The organism is Streptomyces hyderabadensis (assembly GCF_020404845.1).
In the GTDB taxonomy this organism is placed as follows: Bacteria; Actinomycetota; Actinomycetes; order Streptomycetales; family Streptomycetaceae; genus Streptomyces; species Streptomyces hyderabadensis.
Genome location: NZ_JAIOJZ010000008.1, coordinates 42,001 through 55,367, shown reverse-complemented (window position 1 = coordinate 55,367; position 13,367 = coordinate 42,001). Strand labels below are relative to the sequence as shown.

Here is a 13,367-nt window from a genome sequence, read left to right as displayed (position 1 = left end):
GGCCCGAGTGCGGTATGGTTTTCCTGCGCGTTCGACCGGGGGAAACCCCAGGTCAGGCGGGCATCGGGACGTGGCGCAGCTTGGTAGCGCACTTGACTGGGGGTCAAGGGGTCGCAGGTTCAAATCCTGTCGTCCCGACTGGAGACGGTCGTTGATCGAGGGGCTGTTTCGGAGAGATCCGAAACAGCCCCTCGATTGTTCTCCCAGCGGCGTGCCTGGGCGCTCAGGCGAGATGCCCGATATATCACTGTCGGGTGTCCGCGCTCATCCTCTGCCACTTCGCGCTCGCGCCGTTCGCCGGGCTGCTGGTGCGACGGTGGGGAACGCGCGCCTTCCTCGTACTGGCCCTGCCGCCCGCCGCGGCGACCGCCTGGGCCGCCACCCGGTGGAGCACGACGGCCGCGGGCGGCGCCGACGCTACCGAGTGGCGGTGGCTGCCGACCTACCACGTGGACTGGGCGCTGCGACTTGACGCCCTCGCCGAGCTGATGGTGCTGCTCGCCGCGGGCGTCGGCACCCTCGTCCTGGTCTACTGCGCCTCCTACTTCGACGACCGCTCGCGGCAGCTCGGCAGGTTCGCGGGGAACCTCCTCGCCTTCGCCGGGGCGATGCTCGGCCTGGTCCTCGCCGACGACCTCGTCCTGCTCTACATCTTCTGGGAACTGACGACCGTCTTCTCCTACCTGCTGATCGGCCAGACCAGCGACCACAAGCGCAACCGGCGCAGCGCCCTGCAGGCCCTGACGGTCACCGCGCTCGGCGGACTGACCATGCTGGTCGGCTTCCTGCTCCTGGGACACGAGGCGGGCACCTACCGCATCTCCGCGATCCTGGCCGACCCGCCGCCCCCGTCGGCGGCGCTGCCCACGGCGATCGTGCTGATCCTCGTCGGCGCCCTGTCCAAGTCCGCGATCTGGCCGTTCAGCCTCTGGCTGCCCAACGCCATGGCCGCCCCCACCCCGGTCAGCGCCTATCTGCACGCCGCCGCGATGGTCAAGGCCGGCGTCTACCTCGTCGCCCGGCTCGCCCCCGCCTTCGCCGACGTCACGCCCTGGCGCCCGCTGCTGCTCGTCCTCGGCTCGCTGACGATGCTGCTGGCCGGCTGGCGGGCGCTGCGGCTGCACGACCTGAAACTCGTCCTCGCCCACGGCACCGTCAGCCAGCTCGGCTTCCTCACCGTGCTGGCCGGCGCGGGCCGCCACGACACCGGCCTGGCCGCCACCGCGATGATCCTCGGGCACGCCCTGTTCAAGGCGCCGCTCTTCCTGGTCACCGGCATCGTCGACCACGCCACCGGCACCCGCGACCTGCGCAGGCTCTCCGGCCTCGGACGCCGGCTGCCCGCCGTGTGCGCCGTCGCCGTGGTCGCCGGCGCCTCGATGGCCGCGGTGCCGCCCCTGCTCGGCTTCAGTGCCAAGGAGGCCGCCTTCCAGACGCTCCTGGACGGGAGCACCGGTGACCGCTGGGCGCTCGCCGCGGCCGTCGTCGGCTCCGCCCTGACCACCGCATACACCCTGCGCTACCTGTGGGGCGCCTTCGCCCGCAAGCCCGGGCTCCCCGACACCCGCGCACACCCCGTCCCGGCGGTCTTCCTGGCACCGCCCGCCGTGCTCGCCCTGGCCTGCCTCGTCCTGGGACCCGGAGTGTCCCGGCTCCAGGATCTGCTGGGCACCTACGCCGGGCAGTTCCCGGCGCCCGCCCACCCTTACCACCTGGCGCTGTGGCACGGGGCGGGCCCCGCCCTCGGCCTGTCCGGCGCGGCCTGGGCGGGCGGGGTGCTGCTGTTCCTCGCCGCGGGCCCCGTCGCGCGGGCCGGCCAGCGACTCGCCTGGCGCTCCGCGGACCTCGTCTTCGGACGGCTGCTGCTCGCCCTGGAGCGCACCGCCCTGCAGTGCACCGGGTTCGTGCAGCGCGGCTCGCTGTCGGTGTACCTGGTGACGACCATGAGCGTGGTCCTCGCCGGGCAGATCGCCGTGCTCGTCGCGGACGAACCGTGGGCGGCGGTGCCCGCCCCGCGCCTGTGGGACCACCCCGCCCAGGCCGCCGTCGCCCTGCTGACCTGCGCGGCGGCCCTGCTCTGCCTGGGCGTGCGGCGCCGGATGAAGGCCGTCGTGTTCGCCGGTCTGACCGGGTACGGCACCGCGCTGCTCTTCGTCGCGCAGGGCGCGCCCGACCTCGCCCTCACCCAGTTCTGCGTGGAGACCGTCTCGATGATCGTCTTCGTGCTGGTGCTGCGCCGGATGCCGGTGCGCTTCGAGGAGAACTTCAGCCGGTGGCGGCGCCTGCTGCGGATGCCGGTGGCGCTCGCGGGCGGCGCCGCCGTCGCCGTCGTCGTCTGGATCATGGCCGGGCACCGCCGGGCCGACAGCGCGGGAGCGGCGATGGTCGAGGAGACCGCGCACCACGGGCTCAAGGACGTCGTCGCCACGATCCTGGTCGACCTGCGGGCCTGGGACACCATGGGCGAGTCCGCGGTGCTCGCCGCCGCCGCGATCGGCGTCACCAGCCTCATCTACCTGCACCGCCGCGCCGACGGCGCCGAGCAGCCGGTACTGCCGCTGCCCGGGGACCATCCGCACGCGGGACTGCGCACCGCCTGGCGGGCCAGCCGCTACGAGTCGGCGGGCCTGCCCAGCGGCGACGAGGGGGCACCCGAACGGACCTGGCTCGCCGCCAGCGCCACCCTCGCCCCCGAACGCCGCTCCCTGGTCCTGGAAGTGGTCGCCCGCCTCATCTTCCACCCCGTCCTCGTCCTCTCCGTCTACCTGCTGCTGTGCGCGGAGAACCTGCCGGGCGGCGGCTTCGTCGCGGGTCTGACCGCGGGCGTCGCCTTCATCGCCCGCTACCTCGCCGGAGGCCGCCACGAACTCGCCGAGGCCGTGCCCTTCAAACCCGGACTGTTCACCGGCCTCGGCCTGTTCCTGTCCACCGGCATCGCGCTCGGCGGCCTCGGCGAGGGCACCGTGCTGCACGGCTGGACCTGGCACGGCCACCTGCCCGTGTGGGGCGACGCCCACCTGTCCACCGCCGTCCTCTTCGACTGCGGGGTCTACCTGCTGGTGCTCGGCGTGGTCCTGGACATCGTGCGGGCCCTCGGCGCCCGGATCGACCGCCAGATCGAACGGGCCGCCCCGCGCCCGGAGGCGGGCCGCACATGACCGTGAGCCTGTCCCTGCTGGTGGCGGCCGCCGTCCTCAACGCCGTCGGCGCCAGCCTGCTGCTGACCCGGTCGCTCACCCGGATCCTGCTCGGCGCCGTCGTCCTCGGCAACGGCGTCAACCTGCTGGTCCTCGCCGCCACCGGCAGCGCGGGCGACGCACCGCTGCTCTACCCGCACATCATCCGCAACCGCGTCACCGACCCGCTGCCCCAGGCCATCGCCCTGACCGCGATCGTCATCACCCTCGCCACCACCGCCTTCCTGCTCGCCATGGCCTACCGCAGCCACCAGGTCACCGGCTCCGACGAGATCAGCGACGACACCGAGGACCGGCTGGTCGCCCTGCGCGCCGAGTTCCTCGACCGGCGCGGCGAGCTGCGCGACCGCTACCGCGAGGCCCGCGCCGAGGACGGCGGCACCGACGCCGAGCAGCGCGCCCGCTACCGAGCCGCCCGCAAGCGGCTGCGCCGACGGGTCCGCGAGGAACGCGCCTACCAGGCCCGCGCCAACGACGTCTCCGGGAACCTCTGGAACGACATCCTCGGCGCCGACCCCGAGGACTACCGGGAGGGCCGGGAGCGGGGCTCCACCGATGCCGCGGGCCGCCCCGGACCGGCCCCGGCCCGGATCGCCGGACCCTCCAACGACCCCGAGGAGACCGGCCGCGAACCCGACTCGCTCCCCGGTGAGGACTCCTGCCACCCGCCGCCCGACCAGCCCGACGACCCCGAAGGCGCCGGCACGGAAGGAACCAGGTGAACGCGCTCGTCCCGCTCCCCGTCCTGCTGCCCCTGTGCGTCACGGGCCTGAAGCTGGCCATCGGGCCCCGGTTGCACCGCTTCCAGCGCTTCATCAGCCTGGCCGTGCTCGGCGCGGTGCTGGTGCTCTCCGTGGTGCTCATGGTCGCCGCCGACCGGCACGGCCCGCTCAGCGTGCACCTCGGGGACTTCGCACCGCCGGTCGGCATCACCCTGGTCGCCGACCGGCTCGCGGGCCTGATGCTGACCGTCTCCAGCGCCATCACCCTGCTCGTCCTCGTGTACTCGATGGGCCAGGGCATGGCCGACCGGGACGACCAGGCGCCGGTCGGTGTCTTCCACCCGGCCTACCTCATCCTCGTGGCGGGCGTCTCCTGCACCTTCCTCGCCGGTGACCTCGTCAACCTCTACGTCGGCTTCGAGATCATGCTCGTCGCCAGCTTCGTGCTGCTCACCATCGGCGGCACCGCGACCCGGATCCGGGCCGGATCGACGTACGTGATCATCTCGCTGTTCTCCTCCGTGCTCTTCCTGGTCGCCATCGCCATGACCTACGCGGTCGCGGGCACCGTGAACTTCGCTCAGCTCGCCCAGCGGCTGCAGGAGGTGCCGCTCGGGGTGCGCACCCTGCTGGAGGCGATGCTGCTGACGGTCTTCGCCATCAAGGCGGCGGTGTTCCCGCTGGCGGCCTGGCTGCCCGACTCCTACCCGACCGCGCCCGCACCGGTCACCGCGGTCTTCGCCGGACTGCTGACCAAGGTCGGCGTGTACTCCATGCTGCGCACCCAGACCCTGCTCTTCCCCGGCCACCGCCTGGGCGACCTGCTGATGCTCGCCGCGCTCGCCTCGATGGGCGTCGGCATCCTCGGCGCCGTCGCCCAGACCGACCTCAAGCGGGTGCTGTCCTTCACCCTCATCAGCCACATCGGCTACATGGTCTTCGGCATCGCCCTCGCGGGACGCACCTCGATCAGCGGGGCGATCGTGTACGTGGCCCACCACATCACCGTGCAGACCACCCTGTTCCTGGTCGCCGGGCTCATCGAGCGGCGCGACGGCACCACGGAACTCACCCGCCTCGGCGGCCTGGCGAGGGCGGCGCCGCTGCTCGCCGTGCTGTTCTTCGTGCCCGCCATGAACCTCGCCGGCATCCCGCCGCTGTCCGGCTTCATCGGCAAGCTCGGCCTGATGCGGGCGGGCGTCGCCGACGGCGGCGGCTGGGCCTGGGCCCTGGTCGCCGGGTCCGCCGCCACCAGCCTGCTCACCCTCTACGTCATGGCGAAGGTCTGGAACCTCGCGTTCTGGCGCGACGCGCCACCCGGCGCCGAGGAGGAGGGCGTGGTGCTGGAGTCCGCCGAGGACGACGACACGGGCGACGACGACACCGACGACGAGGAGGAGAGGCCGACCGGGAGCGGGCTGCCGGTGCCCGCGGGCGCCGTGGTCGCCGCGGGCTTCCTCGGGCAGTCCATCACCACCACCAAGCACCTGCCCTGGCCCATGGTGGCGGCCACCGGCGCCGCCGTCGCCCTCGGCCTGTCGTACACCGTGCTCGGCGGCCCGCTCACCACCTTCACCCAGGCCGCCGCCACCGAACTCCTCGCCCGTACCCCCTACATCGAGGCGGTGCTCGGCCGGTGAGCAACCTCTTCCGCGACCGTTCCCCCTACAGCTGGTCCTTCCGCGTGGGCCGCGGCCGGCGCGTGCTCGACCTGCCACTGGTCGGCTGGCTCACCGTCATCTGGATCCTGCTGTGGGGCACCCCCTCCTGGGCCAACCTCGTCAACGGCGTCCTTGTCGCCCTCTGCCTGTGCCTGGCCTTCCCGCTGCCCGCCGTGGACATCGGCCTCCGGCTGCGCCCCCTGGGCATCCTGCGCCTGGCCGCCTACCTGCTGTACGACATGTTCTCCTCCAGCGTCGAGGTCACCCGGCAGATCTTCGCCAAGGGCCCCTACCACGCGGCGGTGGTGGCGGTTCCGCTGCGGGTGCGCAGCGACCTCATGCTCACCGCCACCGCCGTCGCCGTCTCCAACGTCCCCGGCGGCTCCGTGATCGAGGTGCGCCGCTCCACGGCCACCCTGTTCCTGCACGTCCTCGACGCGGCCAACCCCGGCGAGATCGAGGGCGCCCAGCGGCAGGTGTGGCGCATGGAGGAACTCGTCGCCCGCGCCTTCGGCACCGCCGAGGACATCGCCGACGCCGCCCGTCCCGTACCGGAAGGTGACTCCTCGCCGTGACCACCCTGCACGCCGTCGAAGACGCCCTGCTCGTCGCCTCGCTCGCGATGATCCTCGTCGCCGGCGCCCTGCTGCTGTACCGGATCTGGTACGGCCCCTCGATGCTGGACCGCGCCGTCGCCCTCGACGTGCTCGCGGCGCTCATCATCGCCGGCATCGGCGTCAAGGCCGCCCACGACCGAGACTCCTTCTACTTCCCCGTGATGCTGGTGCTCGCCTTCCTCGGCTTCACCGGCTCGGTCGGCATCGCCCGCTTCATCGCCGTGCGCGACCGGCCCTCCGTAAGGGCGGACGGCCGGCAGGACCACCGGTGAACGCCTGGGCCGAGGCCGCCGACCTGGCCGGGACCGTGCTGCTGTTCCTCGGCTGCCTGCAGTGCCTGCTCGGGGTGCTCGGGATGCTCCGCTTCCCCGACGTGCTCTCCCGCAGCCACGCCGCCACCAAACCGCAGACCCTCGGGATGCTCCTCGTCCTCGCCGGGGTCGGGCTGCGGCTGCGTCACGGCACCGACGTGGGCACCCTGGCGCTCATCGTCTTCTTCCAGTTCCTCACCGGGCCGGTCGCCTCCCACCTGGTGGCGCGCTCCGCCTACCGCACCGGGCAGACGGGGTCCCGGGGCCTGCTCAGGGACGACCTGGACCCGCAGCTGAGCGACGGGGACCGGCGGGAGGAGTAGCCCCGGACAGGGGTCAGCCCACGCAGCCCACGTGCGCCAGCGCCTGCTTCAGCAGCACCCCGTGCCCACCCGGCATCTCGCTGCGCACCGCCTCGGACAGGGCCTCGCGCGGATCGAACCAGACCAGGTCCAGGGCGTCCTGCCGCGGCCGGCAGTCACCGGTCACCGGCACGACGTAGGCGAGCGAGACCGCGTGCTGCCGGGGGTCGTGGTACGGCGTGACCCCGAGCGTCGGGAAGTACTCGGCCACCGTGAACGGCTGGAGCGAGGCCGGCACCCGGGGCAGCGCCACCGGGCCGAGGTCCTTCTCCAGGTGGCGCAGCAGCGCGTCCCGGACCCGCTCGTGGTGCAGCACCCGGCCGGAGACCAGCGTCCGGCTGACCGTCCCGTCGGGCCCGATGCGCAGGAGCAGGCCGACGCTGGTGACTTCGCCGCTGTCGTCCACCCGCACGGGCACGGCCTCGACGTACAGGATCGGCATGCGGGCGCGCGCCATTTCGAGTTCGTCGCTCGTCAGCCAGCCCGGCGTGGTTTCGGTCATGTCAGACATCGCTTGATCATACTTTCAGCCGTTCGTGCTTCCCGGGCGGCGCTCCGGGACTGTGACCCGTCCCACGCCGCTCAGCCGTCGTCCGCCGGACCGCCCGGCAGCCGGTAGACCCGGCGGGCGTTGTCCCGCCCCGCCCAGCGGGCCAGGCGCAACGCGTCCGGCAGGGACAGCTCGTCGGCGTCCAGCCGCTCCTGGAGCAGCCCGGCCAGTCCCTGCCGGAAGGCCAGCGCCCCCAGGTGGTGGAACTCGGCCACGCCGTAGGCGTCGGAGCTGTACAGCAGCTTGCGGAACGGGGTGATCTCCAGTGCCTCGGCGAGGATCGCGCCCGCGCGGGCGGGGCCCACGTGGTGCAGGGTGAGCCCCACGTCGAGGTACACCCGTTCGAAGACCGCGGACAGATAGGCCGCCTGGCGCTGGTAGGGCCAGCAGTGCAGCAACAGGATTGGGATCGTGCCGGCGGTCAGGTGCAGCCAGTCGGTCAGCAGGGCGGGATCCGCCCGGTGCAGGCGGATGTCGTTGTCGCCGAACCCCGTGTGCAGTTGCAGCGGCCGCCCGAGGTCCACGGCGGTCCACAGCAGGTGGCGCACGAGCACCGGGTCCGCGAGCCGCCCGCCGCCGCCCGCGAGCCAGCGCCGGGCGGCCGCGGTGACCTCGGCGGGCGCGGGACGGGCCGGGTCCAGGTCGAACCCGGTGCGGTAGGCCGCCACCGACTTGACGCCCACCACTCCGGGCCGCTGTACCGCCTCCCACGCCGCGGTGCGGAACGCCTGCGCGTACGCGTCCGGTTCGACACCGCCCGCCGCCACCGCCTCCGCGACGCCCTCCAGCCGGACCACCTCGTACGCCGTCGCGCCCGCCGCCTCGGCCAGCTCGGCCGGGCTCGTCACCCGGTGCGGCGCGTACCCGGTGTCCACACAGAACACGCCGGTGTGCGCGGCGCGCAGGAACCGCCGGTTGACCTCGGCCGCGCCCAGCTCCGAGCGGCGGGCCAGGTACACGTCGGCGGGGGCGTGGCGCGGCAGGTCCAGCAGCGGCGCGCAGTGGCGGCGCACGGCGAGGCCGACGGGGCTGTCGAAGGGGGAGACGCCGGGCCACGCCTCGCCCTCGGTGAGCAGCGACTCGAAGCCCGCGCGGTCCGGGTCGCCGGTGACGGCGCCGTGGCAGTGGTGGTCCACCAGCTCCAGCGCGGCGAGCCGCTCGTGCACGGGTCCGGCGGCCATCTCAGTACTTCCAGCGGTAGGCCGCCGCCACACCGTCGTCGTCCAGCCCCTCGACCGACCGGGCCTCGCCCAGCCGTACGGCGACCACCGCGTCCGCCAGCACCGGACCGAGCGCCTCGCGCAGCACACCGTCGGAGCGGAACGCCGCCACCGACTCCGTGAGGGTGACCGGCAGCCTGCGCACGCCCCGGGCCGCCGCCTCGGCGGCCTCCAGCCGGGCCGGGTCGCCGGTGGTCTCCTCGGGCAGCGGCGCGGACGCGGAGAGCCCGTCGAGTCCGGCGGCGATCACCGAGGCCAGGGCGAGATAGGGGTTGGCGGCCAGGTCGACCGGCTTCACCTCCAGGTTCGCCGCGCGGTCGCGGACGCCGGTGGTGCCGGTGACGATCCTGAGCGCCGCCTCGCGGGTCTCCCGGCCCCAGGCGGTGAACACGCCCGCCCACTGCGAGGGGCGCAGCCGCAGCCTGCTGGCCGGGCTCGGCGCGGTGATCGCGGTGAGCGCCGGGAGCCGGCCGAGGACCCCGGCCACGAAGGACTCGGCCTCGGCGGTCATGCCGTACCGGCCGGTGCCGCCCGCGTGCAGGTTCGTCCCGTCCCGCCAGGCGGAGAGGTGGAGGTGCCCGCCGTTGCCGACGCCCTGGCCGAGGACCGCGGGGGCGAAGGAGACGCGCAGCCCGTGCCGCCGGGCCACCGCCCGGATCGTCTGCCGCACCAGCACGCTGTGGTCGGCCGCCGCCACCGGGTCCAGCGCGCCCACCGAGACCTCGAACTGCCCGGCCGCGTACTCGGGGTGGAACTGCTCCACGTCCACTCCCTGTGCCGCGAGCGCCGCCAGCAGGTCGGCGGCGCAGTCGCTCAACTCGACCTGCCGGGCGGCCCCGTACGCCGGTCCGGAGACCGCCGGAACGAACGCGTCGCCGTCCGCGTCGTCCCGTCCCACGACCCACTCGATCTCGACGGCGGCCCGGAAGGTGATGCCGTGCCGGGCGGCGGCCTCGGCCACGGTGCGGCGCAGGACGGTGCGCCCGCACGCCGGATGCGGTGCGCCCTCCTGCGTGATCCGGTCGACCGGCGCCCAGGCCCAGCCGGGCTGCGCGGCCAGTACGGTCAGCCGGTCGAGGTCGGGGAAGAGGCGCAGGTCGCCGTCGGGGGAGCCCAGGTGGTCCGTGGTGACGATCGAGTCGTCGGCCAGGAAGGTGTCGAACACCGGCGACATCCCCACGCCCCAGGCGGCGGCCGGGGCGAGCTTGGCGGTGGGCACGGTCTTCACCCGGGCGATCCCGGCGGTGTCGACGTACGCCAGTACCACGCCGTGCACGCCCTGCCCGGTCAGCTCGCCGCTCAGCGCGGTGGCCCGCTCGACGTCACCGGGACGCCCGCCGGGCACGGGGTCGCTCTCGCTCACGTCTCGGCTCCTTCGCGCGTGCGCCGTCCGTCGCGGACCATTGTGCCGTCCGGTGATCACCCTGTCCGGGTTTCGCCGGATGTGCGCACGACGCGGTGGGAGCCGCGGGGGATGCTCCCGCGGATGTCAGTCCAGGTTCGTGGGCTGCGGGGAGGGGGTGCCGCCGTCCAGAACGGTCTTCAGGCGCTGTGTGCCCTGGCGTACCGCCTGTTCCACGGAGGAGGCCTGTGCGCCGTCCAGGCCGCCGCCCGTGACGGTGAGGGCGGAGGTGCCGACGCGTACGGCGGCGATGTCCAGGGTGAGGGTGACCGGGGTGGCGTCGGCGGTGCCCTGCACCGTCACGTGCAGGCCCTCGCGGGCGTCGCCCGCGTCGGGCACCGAGGCCTCGGTCACCTGGACCGTGCGCTCGGCGCCGTCGGAGTCGGTCGCGGTGAACTCGTCGCACGTCTGCGGCAGCGAGGCCATCCACTTCAGGCGGTCGTCGAGTCCGGCCCGGTCGTAACCGGCGACCTGTTCGAGGAGGCGGGAGTCGCCCTGCTCGAAGCCGGTGAGCGCCGACGGTCCCGACGGTTCGCCCAGCAGGTTGTCGCGGTAGAGCCCGTCGAGCAGTTGCTGACAGTCCGCCGCGTCGGCCTTCGCGGTGAGGAAGCCGGACACGTCGACCTCGCCGACGAGCAGCCGGTCGCGCCACTTGTCGGCGTCCTGGACCTGGTTCCAGCCGCCCTCCAGATCGGCCTCGGTGAGCAGGGCGGCCTTGGCACCGGCCTCGGTGAGGGTGCCGGGGGAGGCGCTGGGGGAACCGGTCGGGGTCTGCTTCGCGGCGTCGGGCCGGGCGACCCCGGCCTGCTCGGCGGCGGTGTCCGAGGCGTTCTCCGATCCGGCACCGTCCGAACAGGCGGCGGTGGTGAGCAGCGCGCCCGCGGCCAGGGCGGAGGCCAGGAGACGGACGGGGTGGGACGGACGACTGCTCATCGCGGGATGCCTCCTGGGACGGGAAACGGTGTCCTCAGCGCATCACCGGGGCCGGGGGCGCACCAGCGCACGAGCCTGTTCGGGTGACCGGCGGCACCGTGTGGCGGGAGCGGGCCGGACCGCCGGGCCCGGCGCGCTCGGCCGACGCGGTGCTCAGCCGACGCGGTCGAGGGTGTCCTCGGCCACCCCCTTGTCGACCGCCGCACGCACCAGCGCGGCCGCGAGGACGGCGGGTTCCGTCTTACCGGCCAGGGACAGGAGCCGGTCCCGGTCACCCGGCAGGCCCAGGCGCTCCGCGCCCTGGAGGGCCTTGCGGTCCAGCAGGGGGCCCGCCTCCGGCCAGACCAGCTGCGCCTCCCGCAGGAAGATGTCCGCGCCGGTCGGCCCGACCCCCGGGAACTCCTGGAGCAGCCGCCGCAGCTCGCGGACGTCGCCGTCCGCCTCGTCGCGGAGCCGGCGCAGGTCGCCGCCCCACCGCTCGGCCAGCAGTTCGGCGCCCTCGCCGAGCTGGGTGGCGGTGCGCTCGTCGTAGCGCCGGTAGCCGCCCCGGCCGAGCGCGTCCACCCGCTGCTGCCAGGTGGCGTCGGCCATGCGGCCCGCATCGCGCAGCCCCGCCTCGCTGAGGGCACGGGCGGTGGCGACCGCGACGGAGGCGCTGATCCGGGCGCTGAGCAGGTGCGCCAGGACAAGCAGCCGGTACAGCGGCTGCGGGGTGTCCTTCAGCCGGATGCCCGCCTCCTCGGCGTAGGTCTGCCCGTGCGCGTCGACGAGTTCGCGCACGGTCCGCCGTTGGCCGGGGGCCACGGCTACGGCTTCAGCGGGTCGTGACCGACCGTCATGAGCCGGTGCCGCAGGCGGGTGTCGTCGGCCTCGGGCTCGTTCTCCAGGTCGGTCTGCGAGGTCACGGTGTCCACGACCTTGCGCATGGCACGCAGGTCGTCCTCCGTCAGGTCGGTGCGCCGCTTCTGCAGGATCGCGAGGACATGCTGTCCGAGCGGCGGGCCGGCGTCGTCCGGCAGCGGTTCGGTCAGCTCGCCGGAGTCGCGCACCCGCAGCCAGTCCGCGAGTTCCGCGGAGGTCATGTTCACCACGCGGTGGAAGTCCTCCCACAGCGCGTCGAGTTCGAGGGCGTCGGCCATGAGGTGTCCCTCATTTCGTCGTGCGTACGTGCGTGTTGCGTGGTCAGCCGGAGCAGGGCGACGCGTTCCGCCTCGTCGGTGCCGCCCCACACGCCCGACGTCTGCCCCGACTCCAGGGCGAAGGCCAGGCACTCCGGGGTCACCGGGCATCCGGCGCAGACGCGCTTGGCGGCCGCCGTGTCCCGCAGGGCGGGCCCGGCGGTGCCCACCGGGAAGAACAGGTCGGGGTCCTCGTCCACACAGGCGGCGCGCCGCAACCACTCCATGCGGCCGCGGGTGCCCATGCGGCACGGGAGGCAAACGCCCGGCGGTCCCCGGAGGGACGGTCCCGCCCGCCCCTGGGCGGGCGCACCGCCGCCTCAGCGGGCGAACACGCCGTCCAGGAAGCGCGTGACGTCCGCGAAGACCTCCGTGCGGTTGGTCTCGTTGAAGACCTCGTGCCGGGCGCCCGGGTAGATCCGCTCGGTCAGGTCGCCGCCGCTCAGCGGCTCGACCCCGACGCGGCTGCCGGGCAGCGGCACCAGCCGGTCGTCGTCCCCGTGCAGCCACAGCAGCGGCAGCCGCCCGACGTCGCCGCCGTCGGCCACGGTCCCCAGCGTCCGCACGAACGCCTCCAGCGTCGGCCGCTTCATCGGGCCGTGCCACACCAGCGGGTCCGCCGCGTACGCCGCTCCGACCGACGGGTCGCGGGAGAGCGAGGCCGGGCTGATCGGGGTGTCGGGGATCTCGTCCAGCGCGAGCAGCCGGCGCGGCAGCTCCCAGTCGCCGATGACGGGCCCCGACAGCACCAGGGCCGTCAGCTCGCCGGGGTGGCGCTGGGCGTAGCGGGCGGCGATGAGGCCGCCCATGGAGTGTCCGACCATGACGACCGGCAGGCCGGGGTGGGCGGCGCGGGCCAGCTCTGCCACCGCGTGCACGTCGGTGACCACGTCCTCGAAGTCCTCGATCACCACCCGCTCACCGTCCGAGCGCCCGTGCCCGGCGTGGTCCGGCGCGTAGACGGCCGCGCCGTGGCCGGTCAGGACGCCGGCCACCTCCGCGTAGCGCCCGCTGTGCTCGCCGTACCCGTGCACCAGCAGCGCGACGTAGCGGGGGCGTGCCGCGGGCCACTCGCGGACGGCGATCCGTCCCCGCGTTCCGGTCAGGGTGTGCTCGCGGGCCTCGGCCATGTCTCCTCCGGCTGCGTCGGTGACGTCGTCCGGAGGATCTTCCCAGGACGCCGTCCGGCGGTCTATAGTCCGAAACTAGCAGTG

14 protein-coding genes and 1 tRNA gene are annotated in these 13,367 nt (G+C 74.1%); 7 read left to right on the top strand and 8 right to left on the bottom strand.

Annotated features, from left to right (window positions below; all coding sequences use genetic code 11):
- Positions 1–64: 64 nt before the first annotated feature.
- The 7 genes from K7854_RS08870 to mnhG all read left to right on the top strand — a co-directional run bounded on the left by K7854_RS08870 (position 65) and on the right by mnhG (position 6,831).
- Positions 65–138, top strand: a tRNA-Pro gene (locus tag K7854_RS08870).
- 116 nt (positions 139–254) lie between these two features.
- Complete coding sequence (locus K7854_RS08865; RefSeq protein ID WP_226025833.1) at positions 255–3,158, top strand: Na+/H+ antiporter subunit A; 2,904 nt, start codon at positions 255–257, stop codon at positions 3,156–3,158.
- Positions 3,155–3,919: a Na(+)/H(+) antiporter subunit C gene (locus tag K7854_RS08860; protein WP_226025832.1), complete on the top strand. Its 765-nt coding sequence runs from the start codon at positions 3,155–3,157 to the stop codon at positions 3,917–3,919. Before K7854_RS08865 ends, K7854_RS08860 begins: the two co-directional genes overlap by 4 nt.
- Entirely contained in the window at positions 3,916–5,559 is a 1,644-nt protein-coding gene (locus K7854_RS08855; RefSeq protein ID WP_226025831.1) for a Na+/H+ antiporter subunit D, read from the top strand. The genes K7854_RS08860 and K7854_RS08855 overlap by 4 nt, the downstream gene beginning before the upstream one ends.
- Entirely contained in the window at positions 5,556–6,155 is a 600-nt protein-coding gene (locus K7854_RS08850; protein WP_226025830.1) for a Na+/H+ antiporter subunit E, read from the top strand. The genes K7854_RS08855 and K7854_RS08850 overlap by 4 nt, the downstream gene beginning before the upstream one ends.
- Positions 6,152–6,469: an MrpF/PhaF family protein gene (locus tag K7854_RS08845; RefSeq protein ID WP_226025829.1), complete on the top strand. Its 318-nt coding sequence runs from the start codon at positions 6,152–6,154 to the stop codon at positions 6,467–6,469. The genes K7854_RS08850 and K7854_RS08845 overlap by 4 nt, the downstream gene beginning before the upstream one ends.
- Positions 6,466–6,831: a monovalent cation/H(+) antiporter subunit G gene (mnhG, locus tag K7854_RS08840; RefSeq protein ID WP_226025828.1), complete on the top strand. Its 366-nt coding sequence runs from the start codon at positions 6,466–6,468 to the stop codon at positions 6,829–6,831. The genes K7854_RS08845 and mnhG overlap by 4 nt, the downstream gene beginning before the upstream one ends.
- Before the next feature lie 13 nt (positions 6,832–6,844).
- On the opposite strand, the gene K7854_RS08835 is transcribed toward mnhG, so the two are convergent.
- The 8 genes from K7854_RS08835 to K7854_RS08800 form a co-directional block, all read right to left on the bottom strand.
- Complete coding sequence (locus tag K7854_RS08835) at positions 6,845–7,372, bottom strand: NUDIX hydrolase family protein (RefSeq protein ID WP_226025938.1); 528 nt, start codon at positions 7,370–7,372, stop codon at positions 6,845–6,847.
- Positions 7,373–7,452: 80 nt separating this feature from the next.
- A complete protein-coding gene (locus K7854_RS08830; protein WP_226025827.1) occupies positions 7,453–8,601 on the bottom strand; it encodes an amidohydrolase family protein in 1,149 nt (382 codons plus the stop codon).
- A 1-nt stretch (position 8,602) separates the two neighbouring features.
- Entirely contained in the window at positions 8,603–10,003 is a 1,401-nt protein-coding gene (locus tag K7854_RS08825; protein WP_226025826.1) for a type I glutamate--ammonia ligase, read from the bottom strand.
- A 126-nt stretch (positions 10,004–10,129) separates the two neighbouring features.
- On the bottom strand, positions 10,130–10,975 hold the full coding sequence (locus tag K7854_RS08820; RefSeq protein WP_226025825.1) for a hypothetical protein: 846 nt from the start codon (positions 10,973–10,975) through the stop codon (positions 10,130–10,132).
- A 153-nt stretch (positions 10,976–11,128) separates the two neighbouring features.
- On the bottom strand, positions 11,129–11,779 hold the full coding sequence (locus K7854_RS08815) for an HhH-GDP family DNA glycosylase (protein WP_226025824.1): 651 nt from the start codon (positions 11,777–11,779) through the stop codon (positions 11,129–11,131).
- Positions 11,780–11,781: 2 nt separating this feature from the next.
- The gene (locus K7854_RS08810) at positions 11,782–12,114 is read right to left on the bottom strand and encodes a DUF3140 domain-containing protein (protein ID WP_226025823.1); all 333 of its coding nucleotides are present in this window, start codon (positions 12,112–12,114) and stop codon (positions 11,782–11,784) included.
- Positions 12,060–12,380, bottom strand: a complete 321-nt coding sequence (locus K7854_RS08805; protein WP_226025937.1) for a WhiB family transcriptional regulator — start codon at positions 12,378–12,380, stop codon at positions 12,060–12,062. The genes K7854_RS08810 and K7854_RS08805 overlap by 55 nt, the downstream gene beginning before the upstream one ends.
- A 93-nt stretch (positions 12,381–12,473) precedes the next feature.
- On the bottom strand, positions 12,474–13,283 hold the full coding sequence (locus K7854_RS08800) for an alpha/beta hydrolase (protein ID WP_226025822.1): 810 nt from the start codon (positions 13,281–13,283) through the stop codon (positions 12,474–12,476).
- Between the last annotated feature and the right edge of the window lie 84 nt (positions 13,284–13,367).

What these genes read in the sequence shown, in the direction of transcription:
- K7854_RS08860 (WP_226025832.1), top strand. Translation starts at nt 3,155, where the DNA reads ATGACCGTGAGCCTGTCCCTGCTGGTGGCGGCCGCCGTCCTCAACGCC.
- K7854_RS08835 (WP_226025938.1), bottom strand. Translation starts at nt 7,372, where the DNA reads ATGACCGAAACCACGCCGGGCTGGCTGACGAGCGACGAACTCGAAATG.
- K7854_RS08830 (WP_226025827.1), bottom strand. Translation starts at nt 8,601, where the DNA reads ATGGCCGCCGGACCCGTGCACGAGCGGCTCGCCGCGCTGGAGCTGGTG.
- K7854_RS08820 (WP_226025825.1), bottom strand. Translation starts at nt 10,975, where the DNA reads ATGAGCAGTCGTCCGTCCCACCCCGTCCGTCTCCTGGCCTCCGCCCTG.
- K7854_RS08810 (WP_226025823.1), bottom strand. Translation starts at nt 12,114, where the DNA reads ATGGCCGACGCCCTCGAACTCGACGCGCTGTGGGAGGACTTCCACCGC.
- K7854_RS08805 (WP_226025937.1), bottom strand. Translation starts at nt 12,380, where the DNA reads ATGGAGTGGTTGCGGCGCGCCGCCTGTGTGGACGAGGACCCCGACCTG.
- K7854_RS08800 (WP_226025822.1), bottom strand. Translation starts at nt 13,283, where the DNA reads ATGGCCGAGGCCCGCGAGCACACCCTGACCGGAACGCGGGGACGGATC.